The organism is Flavobacterium sandaracinum (assembly GCF_004349135.1).
Taxonomy (GTDB): Bacteria; Bacteroidota; Bacteroidia; order Flavobacteriales; family Flavobacteriaceae; genus Flavobacterium; species Flavobacterium sandaracinum.
Map to the genome: position 1 here is coordinate 1 of NZ_SMFN01000005.1, position 16,060 is coordinate 16,060.

15 protein-coding genes and 1 pseudogene are annotated in these 16,060 nt (G+C 33.0%); 7 read left to right on the plus strand and 9 right to left on the minus strand.

Annotation, left to right across the window (positions count from 1 at the left end; all coding sequences use genetic code 11):
• Positions 1–233: ISAon1 family transposase N-terminal region protein (locus E0F91_RS05530; protein WP_207919034.1), on the minus strand; the 233-nt coding region annotated here is incomplete at its 3' end.
• An 82-nt stretch (positions 234–315) separates the two neighbouring features.
• Here E0F91_RS05530 and E0F91_RS17940 point away from each other — a divergent pair.
• From E0F91_RS17940 to E0F91_RS05555, 5 genes and pseudogenes are all read left to right on the plus strand, one after another.
• Positions 316–515, plus strand: a pseudogene (locus E0F91_RS17940) (ISAon1 family transposase N-terminal region protein); the annotation flags it as partial.
• 40 nt (positions 516–555) lie between these two features.
• On the plus strand, positions 556–1,083 hold the full coding sequence (locus E0F91_RS18175) for a transposase (RefSeq protein WP_424955337.1): 528 nt from the start codon (positions 556–558) through the stop codon (positions 1,081–1,083).
• A gap of 92 nt (positions 1,084–1,175) precedes the next feature.
• On the plus strand, positions 1,176–1,442 hold the full coding sequence (locus tag E0F91_RS18180) for a transposase (protein ID WP_424955336.1): 267 nt from the start codon (positions 1,176–1,178) through the stop codon (positions 1,440–1,442).
• 716 nt (positions 1,443–2,158) lie between these two features.
• Positions 2,159–5,473: a chemotaxis protein CheB gene (locus E0F91_RS05550; protein ID WP_132065339.1), complete on the plus strand. Its 3,315-nt coding sequence runs from the start codon at positions 2,159–2,161 to the stop codon at positions 5,471–5,473.
• A 69-nt stretch (positions 5,474–5,542) separates the two neighbouring features.
• Complete coding sequence (locus E0F91_RS05555) at positions 5,543–7,690, plus strand: hybrid sensor histidine kinase/response regulator (protein WP_132065340.1); 2,148 nt, start codon at positions 5,543–5,545, stop codon at positions 7,688–7,690.
• 109 nt (positions 7,691–7,799) lie between these two features.
• Here the strand turns inward: E0F91_RS05555 and E0F91_RS05560 are convergent, their stop codons facing one another.
• From E0F91_RS05560 to E0F91_RS05595, 8 genes are all read right to left on the minus strand, one after another.
• Complete coding sequence (locus E0F91_RS05560) at positions 7,800–8,414, minus strand: LOG family protein (RefSeq protein ID WP_341825465.1); 615 nt, start codon at positions 8,412–8,414, stop codon at positions 7,800–7,802.
• Between the two features lie 274 nt (positions 8,415–8,688).
• Positions 8,689–8,991 (minus strand): thioredoxin, encoded by a 303-nt coding sequence (gene trxA, locus E0F91_RS05565; protein WP_132065342.1) that lies wholly within the window; start codon positions 8,989–8,991, stop codon positions 8,689–8,691.
• Positions 8,984–9,190, minus strand: coding sequence for a hypothetical protein (locus tag E0F91_RS05570; RefSeq protein ID WP_132065343.1), 207 nt, complete (start codon positions 9,188–9,190; stop codon positions 8,984–8,986). The genes trxA and E0F91_RS05570 overlap by 8 nt, the downstream gene beginning before the upstream one ends.
• A 35-nt stretch (positions 9,191–9,225) precedes the next feature.
• A complete protein-coding gene (locus E0F91_RS05575) occupies positions 9,226–10,035 on the minus strand; it encodes a methyltransferase domain-containing protein (RefSeq protein WP_132065344.1) in 810 nt (269 codons plus the stop codon).
• Position 10,036: 1 nt separating this feature from the next.
• On the minus strand, positions 10,037–10,240 hold the full coding sequence (locus E0F91_RS05580) for a YgaP family membrane protein (protein ID WP_132065501.1): 204 nt from the start codon (positions 10,238–10,240) through the stop codon (positions 10,037–10,039).
• Between the two features lie 17 nt (positions 10,241–10,257).
• Entirely contained in the window at positions 10,258–11,673 is a 1,416-nt protein-coding gene (locus tag E0F91_RS05585) for an MBL fold metallo-hydrolase (RefSeq protein WP_132065345.1), read from the minus strand.
• A 78-nt stretch (positions 11,674–11,751) separates the two neighbouring features.
• A complete protein-coding gene (locus tag E0F91_RS05590) occupies positions 11,752–12,540 on the minus strand; it encodes a sulfite exporter TauE/SafE family protein (protein ID WP_132065346.1) in 789 nt (262 codons plus the stop codon).
• Positions 12,541–12,608: 68 nt separating this feature from the next.
• On the minus strand, positions 12,609–13,235 hold the full coding sequence (locus E0F91_RS05595; RefSeq protein WP_132065347.1) for a Crp/Fnr family transcriptional regulator: 627 nt from the start codon (positions 13,233–13,235) through the stop codon (positions 12,609–12,611).
• A gap of 283 nt (positions 13,236–13,518) precedes the next feature.
• Here E0F91_RS05595 and E0F91_RS05600 point away from each other — a divergent pair, with 283 nt between their 5' ends.
• Positions 13,519–13,830, plus strand: coding sequence for a rhodanese-like domain-containing protein (locus E0F91_RS05600; protein WP_132065348.1), 312 nt, complete (start codon positions 13,519–13,521; stop codon positions 13,828–13,830).
• Between the two features lie 59 nt (positions 13,831–13,889).
• Positions 13,890–15,470, plus strand: a complete 1,581-nt coding sequence (locus E0F91_RS05605) for an NADP-dependent glyceraldehyde-3-phosphate dehydrogenase (protein ID WP_132065349.1) — start codon at positions 13,890–13,892, stop codon at positions 15,468–15,470.
• The last annotated feature ends 590 nt before the right edge of the window (positions 15,471–16,060 follow it).

A 16,060-nucleotide genomic window follows, 5' to 3' on the forward strand; every position in this document is an offset into this window, starting at 1 on the left:
GTAATATGTAGATATACCTGATGTCCCCGAATAGGAAAATCCTGAACTGTAATTTCATCAAAGAAGCCTTTTGAGCTTAACTTATACGGTCTGTATTCTTTAGGAATCGAATTTATCTCTTTAAGAAATATATGCAAGACTTCATCTCCTTTCTTGTAAGACGTCAATTCAAAATATTCAACAATGATTTCAGGTAATAATAACTTGATTAGTTCGCTATAGGAGTCTTGCATTTGGTATAATTTGGAAACACAAATATCTAGATTTTAATATTTCCCCACAACATTTTGTCTTGATCCGTTTGATACTCTTGAATTAGTCTCAAAGGGATTTCAGGATGAGATTACCATTCCGGATTTTCCTCTAAGAGGTAAGTTTGTGTATTTGCATATCAAAAGACGCCGCTGGACTAATAAGTCCACTGGGGAATTATTAAAAGAGATTGGACTTTAGTGGCTAAAGGAACCCGCATGACTGAAGAGTTTGCGGCTTTTTTAAAAGAAATTAATAGATAACAGCGCTACCGACTGTCACACCATCGGTAGGTTTTTCGGGATTAACGGAAAAAAACTCCAAAGACAGTATAAAAAACATCTGAGTTCCTTTAATACATGGGCTCCACGAGAACACGCTCATCAGTGGATTGTTTACCCTGAAAATATGGGCACACATTTATCGATTGACGAAGTGGCTTTGTCTCAGGGAGAACTTTATACCATTGTAACCAACAAGAAGTTCAAAGGCAAACAAGGCTGCTTAGTTGCTATTGTTGCCGGAACTAAGGCAGAGAAGGTCATAGAGCATATTTGTAAGATTGATTATAAAAAAAGAGCTTGTGTTCAAGAAATCACTCTTGACATGGCTAATTCGATGAAGTTGATCGCTAAAAAATGTTTCTCCAGAGCAATACAAATCACAGATAGGTTCCATGTTCAAAAATCAGCTTTGGAAGCCATGCAAGAAATCAGAATCAAACATCGATGGGAAGCTATGGATATTGAAAATCAATTGATAATGCAGGCCAAAAGAGAGAACAGAACAGAACATATATACCCGAACTCTTACCTAATGGAGATTCCGTAAAACAGCTTTTAGCTAGAAGTAGATATGTACTCTATAAATCTCGCGAAAAATGGACTGAGCGTCAAAACGAAAGAGCTTAAATGCTATTTGGGTTGTATCCCGATATAAAGAAAGCGTATAATTTAAGTCAGCAGTTTCGCGGTATTTATAATAACAACGACAAACATATTGCAATGACCAAACTTGCACATTGGTACAGAAATGTGGAGGAATCAGGTTTTAAAAATTTCAATATTCTACTCAATACCCTAACTCTTAATTATAAGTCGATCTTAAACTATTTTGATAACAGGAGTACTAATGCTTCACCAGAAATGAAATTCATGAACTCCAAAACAAAAAAAATAAAAAGTGAATAATCTTTTAATGCAAAAATTAAAGCGTTCAGAAGTCAGTTTAGAGGGGTGAGAAAAATAGATTTCTTTCTATTCAGATTATCTAATATTTTCGGATAATCCCCAACTTTTGAGATTAATCCGTAGTAATCCACATTTAGCATTTATATTACTTATAAAAGGATATATTATTTTTAATACAAATTTAAAAAAAATATGCTTTTGTGTTTTAATCTTATGGAAAGATTTGGGAGTAAACCCTATATTTTGGTGGTTTATAAAGTAGTAATACAGACAAATATAATGCTTAGTTTCCAGTTTCTTTTTTTGTTTTAAATTTTTATTTAGTAAAAAAATTTAGTGATTATTTGTTGAAGTATTTTTATTTTGTATTCGTAGTGTAAAATGTATTTTTTTTATTAAATTTAATATATATATTTACTCATAAATAGTTAATTATGAGTACTTATTAGATAATAGTGTCAGTTTCTATGTAAATAATTTCTTTTTTAAAGTATATAATTTTTACCAATTCATATTATTAAATAAACAATTGTTAAATATTCAGTTTTGTTCTTTTGTACAAATTAAATTAAAAAAATTTTTTTTTCTACAAAAGTATTGCGAGGAGGATAAACTTCCTAAATTAGTTATTTATTGAAAAATAAGTAAGATAAAACAAGTGCGGGATATGTACTTCCAATTTGTATTTTAATCTTCACAAAAACGTTGCAGCTGTAATGATGAAAAATATTCAATTTAGTCTTGATGAAGGTGAAGTTCTGGATATAAAACCAGAATCAAGCTTCTTCCAAACTGGTATCAATGATTTTCCTATTGTTGGTATTGGAGCGTCAGCTGGTGGCTTAGAAGCACTTGAATTATTTTTTGAAAAGATGCCTATCAATACTGGGATGGCGTTTGTTGTGATTCAACATTTAGACCCAACTCATATTGGAATGATGCCCGAATTATTGCAAAGAATGACTAAAATGAAAGTTTTCCAAGCCGTAGACGCAGTTAGTGTAAAACCGAATACTGTTTACGTAATTCCACCAAATAAAAGCTTGACTTTGTTAAATAGTAAATTGCATTTATTTAGTCCTACACAAGCTCGTGGTCTACGATTACCAATAGATATTTTTTTTAAGTCTTTAGCAATGGATCGGATGGAAAAAAGTATTGGAGTTATTCTATCTGGTATGGGTTCTGACGGTACATTGGGATTGAAAGCTATTAAAGAAAATAATGGAATTGTAGTAGTACAAGATCCAGCTACTGCAAAGTTTGATAGTATGCCACGCAGTGTATTAGAATTAGTAGTTCCTGATATTGTCGCATCTGTTGAAGAAATACCAAGTAAAATGCTAGCTATATTGAACTATTTTCCTCATGTAGATGATGAGTCTAACTTTATTAATAAATCTAAAAATAATCTTGATAAAATTATAATTTTATTAAGGGGACATACGGGGCATGACTTCTCAATGTATAAAGAAAGTACCTTGATGCGGCGTATTGAAAGAAGAAAGGGAATACATCACATAGATAAAATACAAAACTACGTTCGTTTTTTACAGGAAAACCCAAACGAGATTGAGTTACTTTTTAAAGAATTACTGATTGGTGTAACTAGTTTTTTTAGGGATCCGGAAGTATGGGCCAAACTTAAAGAGGAAATAATTCCTAACATTTTATCAGAATTACCTAGCGGATATGTCTTGCGGGCTTGGGTCCCGGCATGTTCAACAGGAGAAGAAGCTTATTCTTTGGCTATCGTTTTTGAAGAACTTTTATCAAAGATTGAAGTGTCTAAAAGAATTAAAGTGCAAATTTTTGCAACGGATTTAGACATTTTATCTATTGAAAAAGCTAGGAAAGGCTTTTTTCATTCTACTATAACAAAAGATGTTGCTAAAGAAAGGATAAATAATTTTTTCACTCAGGAGAATGACGGATACCGTGTCAATACATCCATTCGGGAAATGATTGTTTTTGCACCCCATAATGTAGTAAAGGATCCTCCTTTTACAAAATTAGACATACTTACTTGTCGTAATATGCTAATATATATGGAGCCTGAGTTGCAAAATAAGTTAATCACTTTATTTAATTATAGCTTAAATCAAGGAGGGATAATGATGTTGGGAACTGCTGAGACGATAGCAAGTAGTATAAAAGGGTTTGAAGTAATCGATTCTAAATTGAAATTTTATAAACGAATTGCAAGATCAGTTTCTCCTAAATTTGCTAACTTTCCAAGTTCTTTTTCCCATCCAAAAAGAATAACTATTGACACTATGAATGAAACTAAGGTTGTTGAAAATATACAAACTATAACAGATCAAATAGTACTGCAACGTTTCTCACCAGCAAGTATTCTGGTTAACAGCAAAGGAGATATTATTTATATTACAGGTAGAACAGGTAAATATTTAGAACCAGTTGCTGGCAAAGCAAACTGGAATGTTCATGCCATGGCGCGAGAAGGTCTAAGACATGAGTTGCCGGTTGCATTTCGTAAAGCCTTACAGAATTTTAATCCCGTGTGTATTGAAAATGTAAAGATTTCTGAAAATGGAATATATCATTTTATTAATGTGACGGTACAACAAATAGAAAGTCCCGTTGCGATAAAAGGGATGATTCTTGTTGTTTTTACTGATGTCCAACCTGCATCCGAAAATATTTCGAATACTTTAAAATCAAGAAAACAAACTGCAAGCATTAAACAACGTGAACTGGAAGGAGCCCTCGTTCGTAGTAATGAAGATTTAAACAGTGTTCGAGAAGAAATGCAAACTTCTCAGGAGGAACTTAAATCTACTAATGAAGAATTACAATCCACGAATGAAGAACTACAATCTACTAATGAAGAATTAACTACATCAAAGGAAGAGTTACAGAGCCTAAACGAAGAATTACAGACCGTTAATACGGAATTACAAAGTAAATTAATTGACTTTGAACAGGCAAACAATGACATGAAAAACCTACTGAATAGCACGGAAATAGCAACTCTTTTTTTAGACAAAGAATTAAACATTCGTCGGTTTACGGATCCTGTGACCAAGATATTCAAATTACGGGCTACGGATACGGGAAGGCCTTTTACTGATTTAGTATGTGATTTGATCTATCCTGAAATGGCCAATAATGCTCTTAAAGTTATCAAAACGCTGGTGCCTATTCAAAAAGAAATAGCATCCCATAACGATCGATTTTATGATGTTCGAATCATGCCTTACCGAACTCTTGAAGATCGAATTGACGGACTTGTGATAACTTTTACAGATATTACAGCAGCAAAACAAGCAGAGGAACTACTCAAATTAGAGAATCAATACCGCCGTCTTTTTGAATCTGCCAAAGATGGAATTCTGATACTGAACTTTGATACCGGGAAAATAATCGATGTAAATCCATTTCTAGTTGGTATGCTTGGTTATTCTTATGAGCAATTAATTGAAAAATCAATTTGGGAAATAGGTTCTTTAAAAGATATTGTAGCTAATAAAGACAAATTTTTAGAACTGCAAAAAAAAGAGTTTGTTCGTTATGAGAACTTACCACTTGAAACAGCAAAAGGAAGAAAGATACATGTTGAGTTTGTGAGTAATGTTTATTTAGTTAATACTAAAAAAGTAATCCAGTGCATTATACGAGATATTTCAGATCGTGTTTTTGTCCAAGAAGCTTTAGTCAATGCTGAAACTCGTTACAAGCATCTTTTCGATTCTGTAAAAGATGGAATTTTATTTGTTGATGGAGCAACAGGAAAGATAAATGCTATCAATCCTTTTTTTACAAATTTACTAGGTCTTTCGAAAGAAAGTTTTATTGGAAAAGAAGTGTGGACTATTGAATTTCTAAAAAATATTATAGAAAATAAAAAAGAATTCATTGAATTAAGTGAAAAAAAATCATTTCAATCCGTGTATAAGGATATGGAAATAGCAACTAAAAGTAATATCAATATCGAATTTATCAGTACTGTGTATTTTATTGGTAATCAAAAAAATATTCAATTTTTTATACATGAAATAGCAATATAGATGAAGTAAAGGTTCCATAATTCCCAATTCTAGATCGTTCAAATAGTAGTATTTTAAAAAATAGCACTTATGGGTAATATCGAAAAAAAAACTGATTCCAGCCTTATAATTAGACAAAAAGCGGAGGAATTGCAGTTAATAAAAGAATCAAAATGTAGTTCTCATCTTTCAGAAGTAGAAACATTAAAACTAATCCATGAATTAGAAGTTCATCAAATAGAGTTGGAGATGCAAAAAGAGGAGCTGATGCTTGCTAAAGAAACCGCTGAAAATGCAATTCAAAAGTACACAGAGCTCTATGATTTTGCACCTACAGGCTATTTTACACTTACAAATTCAGGCACTATTATAGAACTAAATCTTTTAGGCTCTCAGTTGCTGCGTAAAGACAGATCAAAATTAATCAATAGTCAATTTGGTTTTTTTGTTTCTGGTGACACAAAATTGGTGTTTAATGAATTTTTAGATTCTGTATTTAAAGTTGAAAAAAAAGAGTGCTGTGAAATTAAATTAGTACTAGAGGACACTGCTTTGACAAATGTATATTTGACAGGAATCCTTTCGGAGAATAAAGAGCATGTGTTGATGACAATAGTAGACATCACACACCTGAAAGAAACAGAATTTGCTTTGATTGAAAGTGAAAAACGATATCGGGATTTGTTGAATAATCTTGATGTTGGGATTATTTTGCATAATAAAGATGCTTCTATTCTTTACTCGAACCCCAAAGCTTCTGAACTAATTGGTTTAGATAAAGAACAAATAAAAGAAAAGGAGAGTCTTAATCCAATTTGGCAATTTGTAAAAGATGACTATAAACTACTATCGGCAGAAAACTATCCTGTAAATCAAATTATTAGGACTAAAACGGCACTTACTAATTGTGTTATTGGTATAAAAAAACCAGATATCACTTCTGTTCAATGGTTTTTTCTGAATGGCTTCCCTATTTTTAATTCCGCTGGAGATATAAATGAAGTAATCATTAGTTTTATAGAAATAACAGAATTAAAAAAGTTAGAAATTGAACTAAAGAAGGCTAAAGAATCAGCAGAATCAGCAAATAGGGCTAAATCGAGTTTTTTAACTAATATGAGTCATGAAATCCGTACTCCTTTAAATGGAATAATTGGTTTTACTGATTTATTGATGAGAACGAATCTGGACTTTAATCAAAAAGAATACATGAGCGCGGTTAATGAATCAGCCACTATTTTGATTGAAATCATCAATGATATTTTAGATTTTTCAAAAATAGAATCTGGAAAATTAGAACTTCATATTGAAGAAGTAAATCTTTTTGAACTAACTCATCACGTTATTGATATTTTTAAATTCCATGCAGAAGCAAACAAAATAGATCTAATCTTAAAAATTGAAAACACTGTTCCTACATTTGTATTTGCTGATTCCATAAGGTTAAAACAAGTTTTGGTAAACTTAATAGGTAATGCTCTGAAATTTACTAAAATAGGGTATGTGTATTTATCTATTGGGTGTGATCTTATATCTGGAGATGAGAATCAATGTCATTTACACTTTTCCGTTAAGGATACAGGAATTGGAATAAAACAAGAAAATCAAGAAAAAGTATTCCAATCTTTTATTCAGGAAGATTGTTCCATTGCACGCAAATTTGGTGGAACAGGACTAGGTTTAGCGATATCGAATCAGCTTTTGGGTCTCATGAATAGTGCGTTACAATTAAAAAGCACCTTTGGACAGGGTAGTGAGTTTTATTTTAATCTGACTTTAGAAAGAGTACAAAATAATACTGTTTTAGGAATTGACGAAGTGAAAATTGTGCAAGAAGATAACTCCTTTTGTTCTAGTGATTTTTCAGGTAAAACAATATTGGTTGTGGAAGATAATAAAATAAACATGCTTTTGGTTAGAACATTGCTTAAATCTATACTTCCTGGGAGCACTATATTAGAAGCTTCAGATGGAAAAAAAGCAATTAAAATGTACAAGAAAGAGAAGTTGGATCTTATTTTAATGGACATTCAAATGCCGCATAAGAATGGGTATCAAACAACCGCCGAAATAAAGCAGTTAAAAAAATACAATAATATTCCAATAATTGCTTTAACAGCAGGAATAATGCTGGGAGAGAAAGAAAAATGTTTGGAGTCTGGAATGGATGATTATGTTTCAAAACCAATTATCCGTTGTAATTTAGAGGAAGTTTTATATAAGTGGTTGAAAAATTAAACTTTAAAAAGATAATTTCACGAAAAAAATATATATTTCAAAGTGATAGAGAAGTAGGAAAAAGATTCTTTAACCCATTTTTATTTTATTATAAAATAGATTCAAATTATTATCTATTTTTTTCGCCAAGCCACCATCTAGCTTTATATGGTTGTTTTTTTAAACCAAATTTTTTAATAGCGTGTTTTTGAATATGTTGCATCACTTCCTCCTCTGAGTCAGTTATAAATAGGAGTTTCATGTCTTCGGGACTGATACTTTCATTGTCTACCATTCTTTGGATATGATCACTCAATTCTTTGTGATAAACAGAATCAAAAATTACGATTGGAAAATTATTAATGATTTTATTTTGAATTAAAGTTAATGCTTCAAATAATTCATCTAATGTGCCCATTCCTCCCGGCATTACTACAAATGCATAGGAATATTTAATTAGAATCACTTTCCGTACAAAAAAATAAGGAATATAAATCCACTTGTGCAAATACGGATTTGGTTTCTGCTCCGTTGGAAGGATTATATTGATTCCTACAGAGTATCCTCCCGTTTGAAAGGCTCCTTTATTTGCAGCTTCCATAATTCCAGGTCCACCGCCCGTCATCACAGTAAAACCTAAATCAGCTATTCCAGCACCAATTCGTTCAGCACTTTTGTAATGTTGTGTTTCAGGGCCAAATCGAGCAGAACCAAAAACGGTAACGCATGGACCTATAAAATGCATTTTTTGAAACGCTCTAATAAAGTTATAGAGGACTTTAAAAACAAAGGATAGGTTTCTTAATCGTGTCAAAGGTCCTCTTATAAATACAGATTCGGATCTTGAAAGTCTATATTGTCTTGGTTTTTCCATAGGATGACTAAGGTAGCAAAATAATACTATTGGACCATTTTCTAGGTTTGTAAAATCACTTTCAACTATTTGACAAAAGTAAATGCGGTCAGATATAATAACAATTAACTAAAGTAAAACCATTTTTATAGGTGCTATTTTAGGTCTATTTATTGTTTTTTTCTACAATAGTTTGAATGATTTGCTCTTTGCTTAATACGCCTGATTGTCTCCACAACTGTTTTCCGTTTTGAAACAATATCATTGTAGGAACACCGCGAACCTGATATTTGCTTGCAATCTGTTGATTTTTGTCTACATCAATTTTTATGATAGAAACACGATCTCCTAAATTGTCTTTAACTTCTTTCAAAATGGGTCCAAGCATTTTGCACGGACCACACCATGTTGCAAAAAAATCGATTAAAACCGGTTTGTCGGATTCGATAATGGTATCAAAGTTACTCATATTTTCTAGATTTAGTTTTTGGGATGCTGCAGCCATTTACACCGCAACCTAAGTTGAAAATTACTTGAATGAAGAAAAACAGTCCAAGACCAATGAACATCCATTCTTTGACGATATACGCTTGGGCAAATAAAAATAAGGCAAAGGCCAGCCGAACCCATCGCATTATATGCCAATTAGTAAAAAGTAGTGCTTTCATTTTTGTTGCTTTAAAAGGAATATTAATTTAATCTTTTATTTACTGTTGGAAATGGCATCTTTGATAGTTTTGCTATCAATAGCAGCACTGCTAACAATAAGGATTTCTTCAAAATCACTGCTTCTGCTGACATTTAAAACACTTTCAATTGTGAAAAGTTTTTCTGTTACATCTGAAGAGGAAGTACTGCACTTGATGTTTTCAGATTGATACATGTTAACAAAAACGGTACTATTCTTTCTCAATTCGAAAAATAATTCTGAATTGGCTCTTGGTGCAATAGAATTATGAGTCGGTCCCATTTCTAAAAAACTAAAAGCGTCTTTAAAAAGCATTTCGTATTCTTCTTGGTTGCCTCCAAAAGGAGGTCCAGATTCAAATTTTCTATTGAATAATAACCCAGCCAAAATTCCTTTATCTGCCAAAAGTTGATGGATTTTCCAAACGTATTTTTGACGCATTTTAGGCGGTAAAGCACAGAAAAAAGTTTGTTCAATAATCAAATCATAGTTTCCTTGATGCTCAAAAAAATCGCCTAATACAATCTGAATGGAAGTATTGTTTTTAAACTTTTCTTGTAAAATTGCAGCAGGTGTTGGTGCAATATCGATGACAGTAATATTTGTAAATCCTTGATTCAATAGGTATTCGGCTTCGTAGCTGTTGCCACAACCAGGAATCAGAATTCTACTGTTTTTATCAGCTATTTTATCAATGTACATTTTTATGGGAGGAGCAACTGTACCTAAATCCCAGCCAGTGGTTTTGGCGTTGTAATGTGCCTCCCAATAGGCAGCGTCCAGAGGTTTATCCAAAGAAGTAGCGCCACATTTTAAATCAGACATTTTATATTTTTTTTCGAGTTGAAATTCCAAACGGGGAATAAAGCGGACAAAAACTGATAAAGCTTGTTAGTAAAAAAATAACAGCAAAAGCACCTAACACTAATGCGACTGTGCCACTGATTGTATTAGTAAAATACAATATAGCGATGATTACTGCTATTGTAATTCGAATAATCTTGTCTGTAGAACCCATGTTTTTTTTCATGATAGCTTTGTCTTTAGTTATTTTAAAACCTTGCTTTGGCATACAAAATCAGTTTTTGGAATCGTTGTTTTAGCGATTGCATTGAAACCGCCTTCAATTTCAGTAAAATTTCTAAAACCACGGGCTTCTAGAATTGAAGCGGCAATCATACTGCGGTATCCACCAGCGCAATGCAAGTAAAAATGTTCTTTTGGATTAATATCTTCTATCCAATCATTGATAGCGGCTAATGGCTTGCTGAACGATTCTTCAACATGCTCTGCACAATATTCACTTTCTTTACGAATATCAATTATTTTACTTTCACCAATTTTTACTTCTTTCGCAAATTGCTCTGCTGTAATTCTATTAACAGTATCAATTTCTTTTCCAGCTTTTGCCCAAGCATCAAAACCGCCTGCTAAATGGCCCATTAAATTGTCAAAACCGACACGACTCAATCGGGTGACCGTTTCTTCTTCTTGTCCAGGTTCGCAAACAATAAGGATGGGTTGCTGCACATCAGCAATTAACGCACCTACCCATGGAGCAAAATCACCGTCAATTCCAATGTTTATTGACTGCGGAATAAATCCTTTTGCAAATTCTCCATTTTTGCGAGTGTCCAAGAGTAAGGCTCCGGTTTCATCAGCGGCAACTTCAAATTCTAACGGCGAAAGCGCCTGCATTCCTAAATTTAGAACATTTTCAAAGCTATCGTATCCTTTTTTGTTCATGGCCACATTCATGCCAAAATAAGCTGGTGGTGGCAATAAACCTTCAGTTACTTCTTGAATAAACTCTGCTTCAGTCATATCTGATCTCAATGCATAATTTGTATTTTTTTGTTCGCCAATGGTTGAAATAGTTTCCTTACTCATGTTTTTTCCACAAGCACTTCCCGCACCATGAGCGGGATAGACAATAACATCATCTGCCAAAGTCATAATTTTATTCCGTAACGAATGGAAGAGCGTAGCGGCTAGTTGTTCCTGTGTCATGTGTGCCGCCTTTTGGGCTAAATCTGGCCTTCCCACATCTCCAATGAACAAAGTATCACCTGAAAAAATAGCGTGATCTTTTCCATTTTCGTCAATCAATAAATAAGTGGAGCTTTCCATAGTATGTCCTGGAGTGTGCAGGACCTTTATTTTGATGTTTCCAATGCTGAATTCTTGTTCGTCTTTTGCAGAAATGCAATCAAATTCACAGGTTGCATTAGGTCCATAAACAATAGGAGCTCCAGTTTGACGACTCAAATCAACATGTCCAGAAACAAAGTCAGCATGGAAATGGGTTTCAAAAATATATTTTAATTTCACACCATCTCTTTCAAGTCGGTCCAAATAGGGTTGGGTTTCACGCAGTGGGTCAATAATGGCTGCTTCCCCGTTTGAAGTAATATAGTAAGCACCTTGCGCTAAACATCCAGTATATATTTGTTCTATTTGCATGATTTCATATTTTTAATTTACAGTACAAATGTACTTCCGTTTTTTAGGATATACAGTGACAATTGTTACATTCCTATTTTAAGTCAGGAAAAATTCTTTGAGTATAATATAAAATCCCATTACTAATACAAACCAACCAAAAGCTGGTTTCAGTTTTGCTCCATCTATTTTTTTTGACAAATAAGTACCCAGGAACATTCCAATTATTGCTATAGCAGATATCGTAAAAAGTAATTTATAATTTATAACAATGCCGTTGCATACGTCACCACCAAAACCAATTAATGAATTAATAAAGATAATCAATAATGAGGTGCCAATGGCTTGTTTCATTGGTAAATTTGCAAAGAAAAGTAAGGCTGGAATGATCAAGAAACCGCCGCCAGCTCCTAGAAATCCAGTGATAAAACCGACTAAAAGTCCAATGATGGCAATTCTACTAAAACTGTCTTTTGGAGGTGTTTTTTTTGTATTTGATTTTTTGATCATCGATATAGATGCCGCAATCATAAGAAAAGCAAACACAACCATGATCAATAAATTTTTTGATACTTCAAAATTATGTAAGGTAAAAAGAAGAGCTGGAATTTTTGGCAGAATAATATCCCTTACAAAAAGTAAAGAAAATACAGAAGGAATTGCAAAAATAAGTGCTGCCTTAATTTTTAAATTGCCAAGGCGGTAGTGACTGTAACTTCCAATCATAGCAGTCACTCCAACTATAAATAAGGAATAACTCGTGGCTTGCTCCGGATGAATTTTGAAAAGGTATACTAAAATTGGAACTGCAAGAATCGATCCTCCACCTCCAATTAATCCTAATGAAAGTCCAATAATAATCGAAGCAAAATAACCTAAATATTCCATTTGTAAATTTTTCGAAGTGACGGTTTGAATAATTTTATTTACAGAAAATATTCTTTGTAGAACAAAATTTATTTCAGGAGTTCAATATTATTTCGGTGTAAAGTGACCAAACCCCGCTGCTCCATTTTCTTTAGTAAACGTGAAATTACTTCTCGAGACGTGTTTAATTCAGAGGCAATTTCCTGATGAGAAAGCTTTAATTCTTTGCAACCACAAACCTCAGCATGGCGCTTTAAATAAAATTCTAAGCGCTCGTCCATCGCCCGAAAAGCAATACTATCAATTACTTCGAGCACCTCTTCAAAACGACTTCTGTAGGTATCGATAACAAATTCATACCAGCTGCGGTGCTGCATCATCCATTTATCCATTAAGGGCAAAGGCACCATGATTAGTTCTACATCCTCAACAACTTTTGCCATAATCTGGCTTTTTTCGTTCTTAGTGGCGCAAATCATTGAAATAGCGCAGGCTTGACCGGGTTGCAAGTAGTACATAAAAAATTCGCCTCCGTTTTCATCCTCACGGTATACTTTAATTTTTCCACTAATAACCAAAACAGTGTTTTTTATGTATTGTCCTGTTCGTATAATAATAGTACCTGCTTGGAAAGAATGAATTGTGGCACTAGTTTCAATTTCTTTAACTAATTCAGCAGAAAATGAAGGAAATTTTTTTTTTATTGGATCAAGCATTTTGGTCTTTTTTCTATGTTTTGTACTGTAAAAGTAGTTTAAAAAACTTAAAAAATGGGAGGGTTTTGATACAAAATAAAAGATAACTACTTGATTTTATACCTTTTAAAATTTAATTACCTATAGGCATGATAGACTGTTTTTTCGTAAAAAATAAGGTCGTTTTTATAGTTTCTTGATAGTTAATGTTTTGCGAAAACGATTTCTTACAAATAGTTCCTAATTAACAATTGTTGCGTTTATTGTTCGGTAAAAACATTGTATTTTTACAAAAAACATCATTATGAATTTACTACAAGAAGATTGGGTTGCTCAATTTGAAGCGGATGAAAATGCAGTCATTCTCGACGTGAGAACGGAGGCCGAATTTAACGAAGGTTTCATAGCAAATGCTATCAACATCGATATTCACCGAGGACAAGATTTTGTAAACGAAATAGAAGCTTTAGACAAACATAAAAAGTACTATGTATATTGCCGTTCTGGAATGCGTAGTGCAAAAGCCTGTGAAATAATGAATCAACTTGGTTTTGAAAACGCTTATAACTTATTGGGCGGGATTTTAGAATGGGATGGAGAAATAATTGAGCCATAAAAAAGAAGCAGAAGATTGTCTCTTTTATTTACTTAAATAATTAATTTAACTCGCTTTATATGAATTTAATACCAGAAGAATATCAGATTACATCATTGTTGAATCAAGATACTTATTTAGTGGATGGTGAATTAAAGAAATGGGAAGGTCAGACTACGGCTGTTTTTTCAACAATATCATCCACAGCGGAGTATGGTCCAACTATATTAGGTTCCGTTCCGTTTATGGGAGAAGCTGAAGCTCTGGAAGCCGTTGAATCAGCAAGTGCGGCCTATAATAATGGTCAAGGATTATGGCCTACAATGAAAGTTTCTGATCGCATAAAATGCATGGAAAATTTTGTTACTCAAATGAAGACCACCCGTAAAGAAGTTGTTAAATTATTGATGTGGGAAATTGGAAAATCATTAGGTGATTCAGAGAAAGAATTTGATAGAACGGTAGAATATATTTATGATACTATTGACAGCTTAAAAGAATTAAATAGCCGAAGTGCTAAATTTTCTAAAGTTCAAGGAATAAATGCTATGGTTCGTAGAGGACCGCTTGGGGTTGTTTTATGCCTTGGACCTTATAATTATCCGTTAAATGAAACTTTTTCGTTGCTGATTCCTGCCTTGATTATGGGAAATCCTGTCATTTTTAAGCCAGCAAAACTAGGTGTTTTGTTAATCTCTCCTTTATTAGAAGCATTCCGAAATAGTTTTCCCAAAGGAGCTATTAATATTGTGTATGGACGTGGACGTGAAGTAGCTTCGCCGATTATGAAATCTGGTAAAGTAGCAATTTTAGCTTTGATCGGAAATAGTACATCAGCGATTGCGTTACAGGACCAACACCCTAATAAAAACCGATTGCGTTTGATACTAGGTTTGGAAGCTAAAAATCCAGCAATTATTTTACCAGATGCCGACTTAGATTTGGCTATCCAGGAATGTATAGCAGGCTCTTTATCGTTTAATGGGCAGCGTTGTACAGCCTTGAAAGTGTTGTATGTACATGAATCCATTGCAGATGAGTTCAACAAACGTTTTGCAGCTAAAGTAGATTCCTTAGTTTTTGGAAATCCATGGGATGCCTCAGTCTTTTTGACGCCTTTACCAGAAAAAGAAAAACCTGCTTATATTCAGGAATTAATTGATGATGCTATCAGTAAAGGTGCTTCAATTATTAATGAAAAAGGAGGACAGCACACTGCTAATTATATATTTCCAGCGGTATTATTTCCAGTAAACAAAGAAATGCGTGTGTATCATGAAGAACAATTTGGTCCAGTTGTGCCTGTAATGACTTTTAAAGACATTCAGGAGCCTCTAGATGATATGGCCGAATCAAATTATGGACAACAAGTGAGTTTGTTTGGGAGAGATATAAAAACCATTGCACCACTTATTGATACTCTAGTTAATTTAGTATGTAGAGTAAACTTGAATAGTTCTTGTCAAAGAGGTCCAGATGTCTTACCGTTTACAGGACGAAAAGATTCTGCTGTAGGAACCTTAAGCATACATGATGCCTTGCGTTCGTTCTCAATTAGAACTTTTGTTGCATCCAAAGACAATGCATATAATAATGCCATTTTACAAGAATTGTTAAGTAGTAAAGAATCAAATTTCATCAATACTGATTATATTTTGTAGTCTTCAAGATTTTAAATAATAAGCCGTCCCGATAAATTTGGACGGCTTTTTTGTGGTTTATAATCTGGAAAGTGGATTTTGCTTTTTTTAAAATAAGGATTCTAAAAAAATGAAAAATGATATAGGGAAAAAAATAATAAAAGAAAAGAAGAGTTGATTTATGAAGATTTTACTTAGATCAACTTTCAGTAGTTTATAATAACAAAAATCTTTTACGCCAAAATTACAAAGTGAGGCTATTACGAATACAAAAAAAAACATACAAATTCATTTTTTCAATTTAAAGAACTCGACCCCAAAGAAAACTGCGGAGAAGTATATATCAGAACTGATGATGTGGACAAATTATACGAATCTTTCATAGATGAAAATATTAAAAAGCACCTAAATATACATTTGCAAATCAAAGTTTGGGGACAAAAATAATTTTCTATACTTGCCCTAATAGCAATTTGCAAACCTTTGAACAATATATTCAAAAAATTAAAACTGCTTCACAGCGCTTATTTTAATTCTTAAAAAAAAGTAGTCGCAATAAGTAAAAAATATCGGAATAGAAAGCTTCTGAAACAATATATGATTTTGTTTGT

Bases quoted from the DNA above. Each gene is read 5' to 3' on its own strand.
- E0F91_RS05580 (WP_132065501.1), bottom strand. From the start codon at position 10,240: ATGAAAAAAAACATGGGTTCTACAGACAAGATTATTCGAATTACAATA.
- trxA (WP_132065342.1), bottom strand. From the start codon at position 8,991: ATGAGTAACTTTGATACCATTATCGAATCCGACAAACCGGTTTTAATC.
- E0F91_RS05585 (WP_132065345.1), bottom strand. From the start codon at position 11,673: ATGCAAATAGAACAAATATATACTGGATGTTTAGCGCAAGGTGCTTAC.
- E0F91_RS05550 (WP_132065339.1), top strand. From the start codon at position 2,159: ATGATGAAAAATATTCAATTTAGTCTTGATGAAGGTGAAGTTCTGGAT.
- E0F91_RS05600 (WP_132065348.1), top strand. From the start codon at position 13,519: ATGAATTTACTACAAGAAGATTGGGTTGCTCAATTTGAAGCGGATGAA.
- E0F91_RS05555 (WP_132065340.1), top strand. From the start codon at position 5,543: ATGGGTAATATCGAAAAAAAAACTGATTCCAGCCTTATAATTAGACAA.
- E0F91_RS05595 (WP_132065347.1), bottom strand. From the start codon at position 13,235: ATGCTTGATCCAATAAAAAAAAAATTTCCTTCATTTTCTGCTGAATTA.
- E0F91_RS05590 (WP_132065346.1), bottom strand. From the start codon at position 12,540: ATGGAATATTTAGGTTATTTTGCTTCGATTATTATTGGACTTTCATTA.
- E0F91_RS05570 (WP_132065343.1), bottom strand. From the start codon at position 9,190: ATGAAAGCACTACTTTTTACTAATTGGCATATAATGCGATGGGTTCGG.
- E0F91_RS05605 (WP_132065349.1), top strand. From the start codon at position 13,890: ATGAATTTAATACCAGAAGAATATCAGATTACATCATTGTTGAATCAA.
- E0F91_RS05560 (WP_341825465.1), bottom strand. From the start codon at position 8,414: ATGCATTTTATAGGTCCATGCGTTACCGTTTTTGGTTCTGCTCGATTT.
- E0F91_RS05575 (WP_132065344.1), bottom strand. From the start codon at position 10,035: ATGTCTGATTTAAAATGTGGCGCTACTTCTTTGGATAAACCTCTGGAC.